The sequence below is a fragment of the Streptococcus mitis genome (assembly GCF_003943905.1).
Lineage (GTDB): Bacteria > Bacillota > Bacilli > Lactobacillales > Streptococcaceae > Streptococcus > Streptococcus mitis_BC.
The window spans coordinates 259,982-273,282 of sequence record NZ_RJNS01000001.1 but is presented as its reverse complement, the minus strand read 5'-3'; the positions used below and the strand labels follow the sequence as shown (position 1 = coordinate 273,282).

Below are 13,301 nucleotides of genomic sequence, written 5' to 3'. Positions count from 1 at the left end.
TTGATATTCACGCCTGTCTTACAAAAATGTAAGATAGGCTTTTTAAATGTAAGATAGGTGTACGATTATGCGTGGAAATGTATGCTATACTCTATGTAGATCAAAAAGAAAGAGGTTTATTATGAAAAAATGGAATGCGACGCAGTTGAAGTACCTGATGGCGGCAGTAATGATTCTAGACCATATCCCTCATATCACAGGAATCGTTTCTCCTATGTGGGAAGGTATTTTTCACGCTATGACTCGTTGTGTGGGAGTTTGGTTTGCCTATATGGCTATGGAAGGCTTCATTCATACTCGAAATCTGAAAAGCTATCTTATCCGTCTCTGGAGTTGGGCTCTTATCATGTTCGCGGGAAATAGCCTACTCAATGCCCTGTTTGCATCTAAAGGAGTAATGATCAATAATAACATTTTCCTGACTTTGGCTATCGGTGTCACCATGCTTTGGATTGCTTTTCCCAGAAAAGAGTTGGATCAAAAAGAGAGGTTATGGCGTCGGATTGGGACTGCTGGACTATTGATCTTCGGTTGTCTTTTTACTGAGGGTGGCATCACTATACTACCATTTCTCTTGATTAGTTACTCTTGTCGGAATCGTAAGGGATTGCGAAATCTCCTCTATACTCTCCTTTGGGCCTTCCTATTAGTGACTTCTATCCAAATCTATGACACATGGTATCAAACACTGGAAATGATGCTTTACAACTCTGACTGGCTCTTTATCACTGTTTTTCCTTTTATGGCCTTGTATAATGGGGAGCGTGGTGAACAAACTATATGGAATAAATATTTCTTTTATATCTTTTACCCAGCTCATTTATGGATCATAACCTTGATTGCTTATTTAGTTAAGTAGATTCAATTTCCATTAGCTCCTTCTTACTTATAATGTGAGAGGAGTTTTTCTGTGTCTGGAAATCCTAACAAAACATGTTATAATAGTTTTAGAAAGGACGATGTTTATGGCGAGCATACTTGTAATTGAAGATAATAATGAAATTCAGGAAATTTTAAAAACCCTTCTTATTGAGGAACACGAGGTGATCCAAGCCTTTTCTGGTACGGAAGGTATCATGCAATTTGATAAAGGTGGCATTGATCTCGTTTTGCTAGATATCATGCTTCCAGGAAAAAATGGCGACCAAGTCTTGCAAGCCATTCGACAAACTAGTCAGACTCCAGTTATCATGCTCACTGCTTTGAGTGATAAAAAGCTTATCAGCCAATATCTATTAGACGGTGCCAATGATTACATAGTAAAACCTTTTGATTTGAACGAAGTCTTTGCCAGAGTCACTGTACAGTTACGCCAAAGTGCAGAAAAACAGCCTATGGAAATAGAAAAAAACGAAAATCTGACACAAAACTTAAAAAATATCCAGTTTGATGCAGATAGTTTTGAAATAAGTAGCGTAACTGAAACTATTCGCCTTGCAAAGAAAGAATGTCAAATTCTCCAAATCCTGCTCCAACATCCTAAAAAGATCTTCACCAAGGAAGAACTCTATGAATTAATTTGGGAAGAAAGTTACCTGCCTGGAGATAATACGCTCAACACTCATCTAAGCAATCTCCGTAAAAAACTGCATCAACTGGATCCAAATCACGAATACATCGAAACCATTTGGGGAGTTGGTGTACGATTAAAAGGAGACAAGCAATGATTTATATTTTGCTATCTCTGTTGCTCCTTATCAACATCATTTTATTAGTGTCTTTGATTCGCTATCATCTAGCAGTTAGAGATTTAAGCAGACAAATCGAAGAAAAGATTCGCTCGGGTAGCATGAAAAGAATCGGAGTAAATTTCTTTTCAAAGACCATTTTGCGTCTACATAACCAAATTGAGAATCTATTTCAAGAAGTGGAACAGAATCAGCTCATCATGAAGCATGAAAAACGCACCCTAGATATGGCAATCAGTAACATCGCTCATGATATTCGGACACCTTTGACAATCGCTTCAGGATATACTCAGCAACTAATAAAAAATCCTGAACCTAATCCAGAAACTTTAAACAAAATAGCCCATCACCTTTATTTGGTTTCCAAACGCTTGGAGGCTCTCCTTGAATATCGTCATTTGATGGAAGGAGCAGTCAAACCGAAACTGGAAGAACTTGATTTATCAACTTTTATAACGAAGAAGACTTTAGCCTATTATGACGTTTTTCAATCTTCACAGATTGTTCTTGATTTTAACGTTGAACCAGGATTGAAAACGACGACTGATGAAGACTTGCTTGATAGAATTTTACAAAACCTCCTTGGAAATGTTCTTAAGCACGGCAAGGAACAAGCTCGACTTTCTTTGAAAAAGGGAGAAAAAGGGCTTGTTTTGGAAATCTATAATCTTGTTAAAAAACCTATCAAGAATATAGACAATCTCAGCAATCGTTTTTATTCTGAAAATCTATCAGACACAGAAGAATCCTCTGGTTTAGGTCTCTATATTACCGAGGAATTAGTTCATCTTCTTGGAGCAGAGATGAAACTAAGCACAGATGGACAGTGGTTGTCAGTTTTCATTTATTTTTAACGAAAAGAAACCTCCTCTGTAGGCTAGAGGAGGTCATTTTTTTATAGACTTTTCTTTTTGAAAACGGTAAGGCTGCTAAGAGAGAAGAAAAGTATAACAGAAACGCAAACCATGATGGTATAGAGAATAGATTGACTATTACTAGTCATAGCATAGGCAAAATCTAGGATTAAATATCGTAGAATTTCAATGTCTGGGAAAAGAAGCATTGGCATGGAAAGTAAGATAGAGCTGACCAAATAACCAATAAATACCGCAAGATAAGAATGACTAACATAGAGAATGAAGGAAACAATGGAAATCCAAGCGAGGAGGCAAAGAAATTGCAGGGAAATGGTTATCAATAGATCGCCAATAAATCCATCAGGCATCGTACCAAGTCCGTTTAGTAGAGTTGAGGGAACAAAAGCGATCACAAGGCTAGCGATGAGTTGCAAGAGAGCGATACTTGCTAGTACAAAGGATTTAGCGAAGAAAAACTCTGTACGAGAAACGCCAACAGTCAAACTATTTTTATAGAGCTTGCCGATTAGATCAACTCCGAGAACGAGACATGCTAGAACAATGCAGAGAAAAACGAGGTTTGAACCATTGCTAGACGTGTTGATAAGAGCTTGAACGCCGTCCCAACCATGGGTTGGAGTCTCTGGTGGTGCTGTCTGAACTGACATTAGATGTCCTGTAGCGCCAATAGTAGCACCCAGTAACATAAGTACAAAGAGAATGAATTCGGTAATCCAGAATCCTTTGGAGCGGAAAAGACGGTAAAAATCTGCTTGAATGGTATGTATCATGATTTTTCTCCTATTCTACCAATTGTGTGAAGTATTCTTCTAGGTTTTGACGGGCAAAGTATATCTCATCAATAGCAACATCGGCCAAAGTTAGTTGCTTGAGAATCTGTTTGACATCTTGTTCATTACCAAAGATATGGATTTCATTTTCAGGATTGACAACCTTAAACTGGAGCTGGATTTGTTCTTTCAATACCTGACAAGCTCTTTCTTTATCGCTTGTTTTAAGTACAATATAATCCTCACTCAGTGTTTCAAACTCAGCTTTACTGATTTCACGGATAATCTTACCTTGGTCCAAAATTCCAAAGCGATTAGCTAGGAGATAGAGTTCTGATAATATATGACTAGAGATGAGAATGGTTATTCCTTTCTCCTGATTGAGTCGCTGGATCATGAGGCGAAATTCTTTGATTCCAATTGGGTCGAGGCCATTAATGGGTTCATCAAGAATCAGGAAATCAGGTTTGGATAGGAGGGCAATGGCGATGCCAAGTCGTTGTTTCATTCCTAGTGAGAAATCACGAAAGACTTTTTTTCCTGTATCTGATAACCCAACATAGTCCAAGGTCTCATGAATTACCTTATCAGCATTTGGAATATGACGTATCATACAATAATATTTCAGATTTTGATAAGCCGTTAAGTGATTATGAGCTACAGGTGATTCAATAACAGAACCCACTCGAGATAATGCCTTTGTCCACTCATTTTCTTCTTGGCTAGAAAAGAGGGAAACTGTACCTTTGTCCGCAAACAATAATTGCGTAATGATTTTAATAAGAGTAGTTTTACCTGCTCCATTTTTTCCAATTAGACCATAAATATCTCCCTCTTTTATGGTTAGACTAAGATCTTGAAGAATAGCTTGTTGTCCGAATTGTTTGGTCAGTCCATGAATTTCGAGTACTGTTTTCATGATTTTCTCCTTTTGATTTGTTTTACTAACTTTAGTATAAGGTATAGAAATCAAAGAAACATCAAGTAATTCTAAAGAGTTTCTAAAGTTTTGTAATTCTTAAAAGAAACAAAACCCAGTTGACATGACTGGGCTTTTTTACTATAAAATATACTTCTCAATCGCACGCGCAACGCCTTCTTCTTCATTGCTGGCTGTGACGTCATTAGCAAGGGATTTGACATGGTCGCTGGCATTTCCCATAGCAATGCCAAGTCCTGCAAACTGAAGCATTTCGATATCGTTATTGGCATCGCCCATGGCCATAATCTCTGAGGGCTCAATCTTCAAAATCGCAGCTAGTCGAGAAAGAGCAGTAGCCTTAGTAGTCCCAAGAGGCATGGCTTCATAAATGACAGGCTGCGAACGAACTCCACTGAATCGTTGGCAGAGTTCCTCAGCGAACCGTTGTTCAAAATCGTCTGTTTGCTCTTTGGTGCCTAAAAACATACCCTGAAACATACGGTACTTACCACTGGTGGCTTCCTCAAGGGAGATTTCAGTCAGGTCTGAAAAGACTAGCTTGGCATCATTTTGAACAATTTCATTTGGCTTGCCACCGAGGACAAAATAATGTTTCTCATCAAAAAGAGTTAACTGGACGTCGCTTTTTTCTGCTAAGTCATAGAGGTATTCAATGTCAGCTGGACTGAGTTCTTGCCAGTCAACTAGACCCCAGTTACTGGTCTGGTGGGTTGAACAACCATTATTGACAATGACGTACTCATTCTGGAGGTCCAGTCCTAGTTTTTTATAGTAGGGAAGGACACCGAAAAGCGGGCGACCTGTACAGAGAACCAGTTTGACACCTTTTTCAATAGCTTGATGAATAGCAGTGATGTGGGTTTGTGGGATTTCCTTGGCTTCGTTAAGGAGAGTTCCGTCCATATCCAAGGCTAGTAGTTTAATCATAAGACTTCCTTTTCTAGGTGTTTTGCTTTTATTATAGCATATAGACTATGAAATGTCTGATAGAATTGTAACATTCGACTTTCCTTTTCTTGAAAAACAAAATAAATTCTTATATAATATGTATACTTAATATTTAAGGAGAAAAAATGTCAAAGTATCACTTTAATTCAATTTACAAAAATGATGAAACAGAGTCTACAGGTCTTCTGTTCATCAAAGTCTACAACAAGTGGGAAAGCAATTTAAAAAGAGTCTTGAAATCGGTTGGCCTCACTTTGCCCCAATTTATCGTTTTAACCTCGCTCTTGTTTCTGAGCAATAGAGAGGAATATGTAACGCAAGTTGATATTGCTCGGTTCACCGGTATGGATGTCATGACGCTTTCCCAGATTGTTAGGCTACTGGAAAATAAGGACTACATTAAACGTGATCAACATCCAAAGGATAGTCGGGCAAAACTGGTCTCAGTGACGAATTCTGGCGCGGAGAAGGTCAATCAAGCTTTACCCTTAGTAGAAGGGGTTGATGAGGAATTTTTTGAAAAACTTTCTAACGATAGAGAAAGTTTTAATCGCATGTTAGCAGAGTTGGAGGATAAAAATGCCTAGATATTGGGTCGGAGTTGTTTCAAAGAATCATGTTTTGAGAGGAGTTGAAGGGAATTTTTGTCAGGTCTGTCATGGAAAGGGCGGTCCCTTAAATCGTATGAAAAAAGGTGACTACCTTTTATACTATAGCCCAAAATACGATATGAACGGTCAAGACAAGTTACAGGCTTTTGTGGCCGTAGGTAAAATTATAGATGACAAGGCCTATCAAGTAGAGCAGTTTGAAGGATTCTTTCCCTTTAGACGAAATGTCGAGTATTATCAACCAGTCAAAGATTGCTCCATAGAAATAGCCAGACAACATCCTGAATGGAAAGATTATACTTCTCGACTCCGTTATGGGCATTTTGAAGTTTCCAAAGACTTTTTCCTATATATCTTTCAGCATATGAAAGTGGATGATGAGGTATGATTGATTTGCTAATTAAATGATTGTCAACTAGAATTTTGGATTTGGACTGTGAAGCGAACTTTGCTATAATAGAGTAAGAAACTTTGATAAACCAAACGAGGCAGAGATGAAATTACTGTATACTGATATTCGGACTTCTTTGACTGAAATTTTAACGAGAGAGGCAGAAGAGCTGGTTGCTGCTGGCAAGCGGGTTTTCTACATCGCCCCCAACTCTCTTTCATTTGAAAAAGAACGCGCCGTGCTGGAATGCTTGTCCCAGCAGGCTTCTTTTGCGATTACCGTCACGCGTTTCGCTCAAATGGCTCGTTACCTGATCTTGAATGATTTGCCTACAAAGACCAGTCTGGATGACATCGGTCTTGGGATGGCTTTTTATAAATGTCTTGCTGAACTAGATCCCAAGGACTTGCGAGTTTATGGTGCGATTAAGCAGGATCCTCAATTTATCCAGCAATTGATTGAACTTTATCATGAGATGACGACTGCTCAGATGAGCTTTTTGGACTTGGAAAGTTTAACAGATGAGGATAAGCGAGCAGACTTACTCTTGATTTTTGAGAAAGTGACTGCTTATCTCAATCAAAGCCAGTTGGCTCAAGGAAGTCAGTTGTCTCATTTGATTGAGTCTATTGAGAATGACAAAGTTAGTAGTAATTTTAGCCAGATTGCCTTGGTTATTGATGGCTTTACCCGTTTTTCTGCCGAAGAAGAGCATGTAGTGGATCTACTCCATCGCAAAGGAGCCGAGATTGTTATTGGGGCTTATGCAAGCAAGAAAGCCTATACCAGTCCGTTCACTGAAGGCAATCTCTATCAAGCCAGTGTGGAATTTCTTCATCATTTGGGGGCAAAATACCAAACACCTGCTCAGGATTTTTCTCACACACATGAGATAATAGATAGTTTTGATAAGGCTTCTCATTTGCTGGAGTCTTCTTATGACTTTTCAGAACTCGCTTTAGATATCGATGAGAAAGACCGTGAAAATCTGCAAATCTGGTCTTGCTTGACGCAAAAAGAGGAGTTGGAGTTAGTAGCACGTAGCATTCGTCAGAAATTACATGACAATCCAGATCTGAGTTACAAGCATTTTCGAATTTTGCTTGGAGATGTGGCTTCTTACCAGCTATCACTGAAAACTATTTTTGACCAGTACCAAATTCCTTTCTATCTTGGTAGAAGTGAATCCATGGCTCACCACCCTTTGACTCAGTATGTCGAATCTATTTTACGTTTGAAACGCTACCGTTTTCGTCAGGAGGATTTGATTAATCTCCTCAGAACTGGCCTGTATACTGACCTTAGCCAAGCGGATATTGATGCTTTTGAACAATATCTTCGCTATCTTGGCATCAATGGCTTGCCAGCTTTTCAGCAGGCCTTCACCAAATCCCACCATGGAAAATTTGATTTGAAACGCTTGAATGCTATTCGTCTGCGCGTTTTGGCGCCACTTGAAACCTTATTTGCTAGTCGGAAGCAAAAGACTGAAAATCTCTTGCAAAAGTGGAATAGCTTTCTAAAAGAAGGATCGGTGACCAAGCAACTGCAAGAGTTGACAGCTACTATGGAAGCTCTTGAACAGGAAAGACAAGCCGAAGTTTGGAAAACCTTCTGCCATGTTTTAGAACAATTTGCGACGGTTTTTGCTGGTTCACAAGTTAGTCTAGAGGATTTCCTATCCTTGCTCCATTCTGGAATGAGTTTGTCCCAGTATCGCACCATTCCAGCGACAGTGAACACCGTTCTGGTGCAGAGTTACGATCTAATTTCACCTCTGACAGCTGACTTTGTCTACGCCATCGGGCTGACTCAGGATCATTTACCAAAAATCGCGCAAAACACCAGTCTTTTGACAGACGAAGAAAGACAAAGTTTAAACCAAGCAACTGAGGAGGGAGCGCAATTACTGATTGCAAGTAGTGAAAACCTCAAGAAAAATCGCTATACCATGCTTTCCTTGGTCAATGCTGCTCGTAAGCAGTTGGTGTTATCCGCTCCAAGTCTCCTCAATGAAAATGAGAGCAAGGAATCAGCTTATCTTCAGGAACTGGTGAGTTTTGGCTTTAATCGGACAGAGAAGAAGATTCATCACAAAGGTATGTCTAAGGAAGATATGGGATCATATCATAGTCTCTTGTCTAGCCTTGTTGCCTATCATCAGCAAGCTGCTTCTAGTGAAAATGAACAAGATGTGACCTTTGTCAAGGTTCTAGCGCGTGTCATGGGGAAAAAACTTGATCAGAAAGGTCTTACAAATCCTGCACTCCCAACTAGCCCAAGCAGCAAGCCATTAGAAAAAGAGACCTTGCAGGCTCTCTATCCCGCTGACAAGGAGTTTTACCTGTCTACGTCTGGTTTGACGGAGTTTTACCGCAATGAATACAGTTATTTCCTCCGTTATGTCTTAGGTTTGCAGGAAGAATTGCGCCTGCGTCCAGATGCTCGTAGTCATGGGAATTTCTTGCATCGTATTTTTGAACGTGCCTTGAAACTCCCTGCTGAAAATCCATTTGACCAGCGTTTGGAACAAGCCATTAAGGAAACCAGCCAAGAACGCGAATTTGAAGCTATTTATCAAGAAAGTTTGGAAGCCCAATTTACCAAGGAAGTTTTACTTGATGTGGCTCGGACTACTGGCCACATCCTTCGTCATAATCCAGCCATTGAAACCATTCAAGAGGAAGCAACATTTGGCGGCAAAGATCAGGCCTTTATTCAATTGGATAATGGTCGGAGTGTCCATGTGCGAGGCAAGGTTGACCGTATTGACCGCCTGAAAGCTGATGGAGCGATAGGAGTGGTAGACTACAAGTCTAGTCTGACCCAGTTCCAGTTTCCTCATTTCTTCAATGGACTTAATTCCCAGTTGCCTACCTATCTTGCTGCCCTTAAAAAGGAAGGGGAACAGAACTTTTTCGGCGCTATGTACCTAGAAATGGCAGAGCCTGTCCAATCTCTGTTGACCGTTAAGAGTTTGGCTGGAGCAGTAGCAGAAGCCAGCAAGTCAATGAAATACCAGGGGCTCTTTTTAGAAAAAGAAAGTAGTCATTTGGGAGAATTTTACAACAAAAACAAGGCCAATCAGCTGACAGATGAGGAGTTCCAGCTCTTACTAGACTATAATTCCCATCTTTACAAGAAAGCAGCTGAGAAGATTTTACAAGGCCAGTTCGCTATCAATCCCTACACAGAGAACGGCAGAAGTATTGCCCCATACGTCCAGCAACACCAAGCCATCACTGGATTTGAAGCCAATTATCACTTGGGACAAGCCCGTTTCCTTGAGAAGTTAGAACAGGCTGATGGCAAGCGTCTGGTCGGAGAAAAGCTCAAGCAAGCTTGGTTTGAAAAAATGAGAGAGGAGTTGAATCGATGATGCCCATTTCCTTTTTAACTGAGGAAGAGATTCAAAAATTGAAAGAAGCAGAAGCAAATTCGAGCAAGGAACAGAAGAAAACAGCCGAGCAAATCCAAGCGATTTATACTGCTGGGCAGAATATCCTAGTCTCAGCATCGGCTGGTTCTGGAAAGACCTTTGTTATGGCAGAGCGTATTCTGGACAAATTAGCACGTGGTGTAGAAATCAGTCAACTCTTTATCTCAACCTTTACTGTCAAGGCTGCTACCGAACTCAAGGAACGCTTGGAGAAAAAAATCAGCCAGCAAATCCAAGAAACCGATGATGTTGATCTCAAACAACACTTGGGACGACAGTTGGCTGATCTACCAAACGCGGCCATCGGAACTATGGACTCCTTCACACAAAAATTCCTCGGTAAACATGGCTATCTGATTGATATTGCGCCAAATTTCCGTATTTTACAGAATGAAAGTGAGCAGTTAATCCTCAAAAATGAAGTTTTTCATCAGGCTTTTGTAGACCATTACCAAGGTGAAAATAAAGAGAAATTTAGTCGTTTGGTCAAGAACTTTGCTGGGCGTGGCAAGGATGAACGAGGTTTGCGCCAGCAAGTCTACAAAATTTATGACTTCCTCCAATCCACCAGTAATCCGCAAAAATGGCTGAGTCAATCTTTTCTCAAGGGATTTGAAGAAGCTGATTTTGCTAGTGAAAAAGAAAAACTAACTGAGCAAATCAAGCAGGCGCTTTGGGATTTGGAAAGCTTTTTCCGTTATCATCTGGATAATAATACCAAGGAGTTTCCAAAAGCTGCCTATTTAGAAGCTGTGCAACAGGTTCTGGATGAAATTGGCTCCTTAAATCAAGAGTCCGATAGCCAAGCTTATCAAGCAGTGCTTGCGCGTGTTGTCGCCATCTCTAAGGAGAAAAATGGTCGTGCTCTAGCCAATTCCAGTCGTAAGGCTGAATTGAAGCCACTGGCTGATGCCTATAACGATGAGAGAAAGGCTCAGTTTGCTAAACTAGGACAACTGGCGGACCAGATAACGATTCTCGACTACCAAGAGCGTTATCATGAAGACACCTGGGAGCTAGCTAAAACTTTCCAAACCTTCATGAGTGATTTTGTGGAGGCTTATCGTGAACGTAAACGCCAGGAAAATGCTTTTGAATTCGCTGATATCAGTCATTACACCATTGAGATTTTAGAGAATTTCCCACAAGTCCGCGAGGCTTATCAGGAACGATTCCACGAAGTCATGGTCGATGAGTATCAGGATACCAACCACATTCAAGAACGAATGCTGGAATTGTTGTCGAATGGTCACAATCGCTTTATGGTGGGGGATATCAAGCAGTCCATCTACCGTTTCCGTCAGGCAGATCCACAGATTTTCAATGAGAAATTCCAACGCTATACGAAAAATCCTCAAGAAGGCAAGTTGATTCTTCTTAAAGAAAATTTCCGTAGTAGTTCAGAAGTGCTGTCAGCAACCAACCATGTATTTGAACGTCTCATGGACCAAGAGGTCGGCGAAATCAACTATGACAGCATGCACCAGCTTGTTTTTGCTAATACTAAACTGACTCCTAATCCAGACGACAAGGCAGAATTTCTCCTCTACGATAAGGACGATAGTGGGCAAGAGGAGGAAGAGAGCCAAACAGAAACGAAACTCACTGGGGAAATGCGTCTAGTCATCAAGGAAATCCTGAAGCTCCATCAAGAAAAAGGTGTAGCCTTCAAAGAAATTGCCCTTTTGACTTCCAGTCGTAGTCGCAATGACCAGATCCTCCTCGCTCTGTCAGAGTACGGGATTCCTGTTAAAACCGACGGCGAGCAAAACAATTATCTCCAATCCCTAGAAGTACAAGTCATGCTAGACACCCTTCGTGTCATTCACAATCCCTTGCAAGACTATGCCTTGGTTGCCCTTATGAAGTCTCCTATGTTTAGCTTTGATGAGGACGAGTTGGCACGCTTGTCCCTTCAGAAAGCAGCTGATAAAGTCCAAGAGAATCTTTATGAGAAACTTGTTAATGCTCAAAAACAGGATACCGTCCAAAAAGACTTGATTCACACAGAACTAGCTGAAAAACTAGATCAATTCATAGATATTTTGTCTTCTTGGCGCCTGTATTCCAAAACCCACTCTCTCTATGACTTGGTTTGGAAGATTTATAATGACCGTTTTTACTATGACTATGTTGGAGCCTTGCCAAACGGTCCAGCCAGACAGGCCAATCTTTACGCCCTAGCTCTGCGAGCTGACCAGTTTGAAAAGAGTAATTTCAAGGGTTTGTCGCGTTTTATACGTATGATTGACCAAGTCCTAGAAGCCCAGCACGATCTCGCAAGCGTAGCCGTCGCACCGCCTAAAGATGCCGTGGAACTCATGACCATTCACAAGAGCAAAGGGCTGGAGTTCCCTTACGTCTTTATCCTCAACATGGATCAGGACTTCAACAAGCAAGATTCGATGTCAGACGTCATTCTCAGTCGTCAAAATGGGCTTGGTGTCAAATACATTGCCAAGGTAGAGACAGGAGCAGTGGAAGCACACTATCCTAAAACCATCAAACTCTCCATTCCCAGCCTAACTTATACGCAGAATGAAGAAGAATTGCAACTGGCTAGCTATTCAGAGCAGATGCGTCTGCTGTATGTTGCCATGACGAGAGCTGAGAAAAAGCTCTATCTTGTTGGCAAGGGTTCTCGTGAAAAGCTGGAAGCAAAGGAATACCCGGCAGCTGAGAGCGGAAAATTAGGTAGCAATACCAGATTGCAATCCAAGAATTTTCAAGATTGGATTTGGGCTATCATCAAAGTGTTTGCCAAGGACAATCTCAACTTTAGCTATCGCTTTGTTGGTGAAGATCAGCTTACCAGAGAAGCTATTGGTGAATTGGAAAACAAGAGTCCTCTCCAAGATAGCTCTCAAGCAGACAATCGCCAGTCAGAAACCATCAAAGAAGCTCTGGAAATGCTGAAAGAGGTGGAAGTTTATAATACTCTTCACCGCGCAGCCATTGAACTACCAAGTGTTCAAACCCCAAGTCAAATCAAGAAATTCTACGAACCTGTTATGGATATGGAAGGGGTAGAAATTACTAACCAAACTCAATCACCGGAAAAGCAAATCAGCTTTGCTTTACCTGATTTTTCAACTAAAGCAAAGGTAACAGGAGCTGAGATTGGTAGTGCAACCCACGAACTGATGCAAAGAATTGACCTTAGTCAGCAACCAACACTTGCTAGCCTGAAAGATACTCTTAAACAAGTTCAGACTAGTCCAGCTGTAAGAGACAAGATCAATCTTTCTAAAATTCTCGCATTCTTTGATACAGCACTTGGTCAGGAAATTCTCGCTAATACCGGCCATCTCTATCGCGAGCAACCTTTCTCCATGCTTAAACGAGACCAAAAGAGTCAGGAAGACTTCGTTGTCCGTGGGATCTTGGATGGCTATCTGCTTTATGAGGATCGCATCGTTCTTTTTGACTACAAGACTGACCGTTATGATCAACCAAGTCAACTCATAGACCGCTACCGTGGTCAGTTAGCCCTATACGGAGAGGCTTTATCTCGAGCCTATTTGATTGAAAATATTGAAAAATACCTAATTTTACTCGGTAAAGACGAGGTTCAAGTTGTAAAAGTATAATTTATACTCTTCGAAAATCTCTTCAAACCACGTCAGCTTCACC

The 13,301-nt window shown here is 40.8% G+C and carries 10 protein-coding genes; 7 read left to right on the top strand and 3 right to left on the bottom strand.

Annotation, left to right across the window (positions count from 1 at the left end; translation table 11 throughout):
- The first annotated feature begins 121 nt into the window (after nt 1-121).
- From D8854_RS01410 to D8854_RS01400, 3 genes are all read left to right on the top strand, one after another.
- Nucleotides 122-859, top strand: a complete 738-nt coding sequence (locus D8854_RS01410) for a TraX family protein (RefSeq protein WP_084975339.1) — start codon at nt 122-124, stop codon at nt 857-859.
- 106 nt (nt 860-965) lie between these two features.
- On the top strand, nt 966-1,667 hold the full coding sequence (locus D8854_RS01405; protein ID WP_125449118.1) for a response regulator transcription factor: 702 nt from the start codon (nt 966-968) through the stop codon (nt 1,665-1,667).
- A complete protein-coding gene (locus tag D8854_RS01400; protein WP_125449116.1) occupies nt 1,664-2,542 on the top strand; it encodes a sensor histidine kinase in 879 nt (292 codons plus the stop codon). Before D8854_RS01405 ends, D8854_RS01400 begins: the two co-directional genes overlap by 4 nt.
- A gap of 41 nt (nt 2,543-2,583) precedes the next feature.
- Here D8854_RS01400 and D8854_RS01395 read toward each other — a convergent pair whose 3' ends face one another.
- The 3 genes from D8854_RS01395 to D8854_RS01385 all read right to left on the bottom strand — a co-directional run bounded on the left by D8854_RS01395 (nt 2,584) and on the right by D8854_RS01385 (nt 5,206).
- Nucleotides 2,584-3,336: an ABC transporter permease gene (locus D8854_RS01395; protein WP_125449114.1), complete on the bottom strand. Its 753-nt coding sequence runs from the start codon at nt 3,334-3,336 to the stop codon at nt 2,584-2,586.
- Between the two features lie 10 nt (nt 3,337-3,346).
- The gene (locus D8854_RS01390) at nt 3,347-4,255 is read right to left on the bottom strand and encodes an ATP-binding cassette domain-containing protein (RefSeq protein ID WP_000859681.1); all 909 of its coding nucleotides are present in this window, start codon (nt 4,253-4,255) and stop codon (nt 3,347-3,349) included.
- A gap of 141 nt (nt 4,256-4,396) precedes the next feature.
- Nucleotides 4,397-5,206, bottom strand: a complete 810-nt coding sequence (locus D8854_RS01385; RefSeq protein WP_125449112.1) for a Cof-type HAD-IIB family hydrolase — start codon at nt 5,204-5,206, stop codon at nt 4,397-4,399.
- 146 nt (nt 5,207-5,352) lie between these two features.
- Here D8854_RS01385 and D8854_RS01380 point away from each other — a divergent pair, with 146 nt between their 5' ends.
- The 4 genes from D8854_RS01380 (at nt 5,353) to addA (ending at nt 13,258) form a co-directional block, all read left to right on the top strand.
- Nucleotides 5,353-5,814, top strand: coding sequence for a MarR family winged helix-turn-helix transcriptional regulator (locus D8854_RS01380; RefSeq protein WP_125449110.1), 462 nt, complete (start codon nt 5,353-5,355; stop codon nt 5,812-5,814).
- Nucleotides 5,807-6,226, top strand: a complete 420-nt coding sequence (locus D8854_RS01375) for an EVE domain-containing protein (RefSeq protein WP_084946078.1) — start codon at nt 5,807-5,809, stop codon at nt 6,224-6,226. The genes D8854_RS01380 and D8854_RS01375 overlap by 8 nt, the downstream gene beginning before the upstream one ends.
- A gap of 106 nt (nt 6,227-6,332) precedes the next feature.
- Nucleotides 6,333-9,608: an ATP-dependent nuclease subunit B gene (gene rexB, locus D8854_RS01370; protein WP_125449108.1), complete on the top strand. Its 3,276-nt coding sequence runs from the start codon at nt 6,333-6,335 to the stop codon at nt 9,606-9,608.
- Nucleotides 9,605-13,258, top strand: coding sequence for a helicase-exonuclease AddAB subunit AddA (addA, locus tag D8854_RS01365; protein WP_125449106.1), 3,654 nt, complete (start codon nt 9,605-9,607; stop codon nt 13,256-13,258). The genes rexB and addA overlap by 4 nt, the downstream gene beginning before the upstream one ends.
- Nucleotides 13,259-13,301: the final 43 nt, after the last annotated feature.

What these genes read in the sequence shown, in the direction of transcription:
- D8854_RS01375 (WP_084946078.1), top strand. Translation starts at nt 5,807, where the DNA reads ATGCCTAGATATTGGGTCGGAGTTGTTTCAAAGAATCATGTTTTGAGA.
- D8854_RS01400 (WP_125449116.1), top strand. Translation starts at nt 1,664, where the DNA reads ATGATTTATATTTTGCTATCTCTGTTGCTCCTTATCAACATCATTTTA.
- rexB (WP_125449108.1), top strand. Translation starts at nt 6,333, where the DNA reads ATGAAATTACTGTATACTGATATTCGGACTTCTTTGACTGAAATTTTA.
- addA (WP_125449106.1), top strand. Translation starts at nt 9,605, where the DNA reads ATGATGCCCATTTCCTTTTTAACTGAGGAAGAGATTCAAAAATTGAAA.
- D8854_RS01395 (WP_125449114.1), bottom strand. Translation starts at nt 3,336, where the DNA reads ATGATACATACCATTCAAGCAGATTTTTACCGTCTTTTCCGCTCCAAA.
- D8854_RS01390 (WP_000859681.1), bottom strand. Translation starts at nt 4,255, where the DNA reads ATGAAAACAGTACTCGAAATTCATGGACTGACCAAACAATTCGGACAA.
- D8854_RS01410 (WP_084975339.1), top strand. Translation starts at nt 122, where the DNA reads ATGAAAAAATGGAATGCGACGCAGTTGAAGTACCTGATGGCGGCAGTA.
- D8854_RS01385 (WP_125449112.1), bottom strand. Translation starts at nt 5,206, where the DNA reads ATGATTAAACTACTAGCCTTGGATATGGACGGAACTCTCCTTAACGAA.
- D8854_RS01405 (WP_125449118.1), top strand. Translation starts at nt 966, where the DNA reads ATGGCGAGCATACTTGTAATTGAAGATAATAATGAAATTCAGGAAATT.
- D8854_RS01380 (WP_125449110.1), top strand. Translation starts at nt 5,353, where the DNA reads ATGTCAAAGTATCACTTTAATTCAATTTACAAAAATGATGAAACAGAG.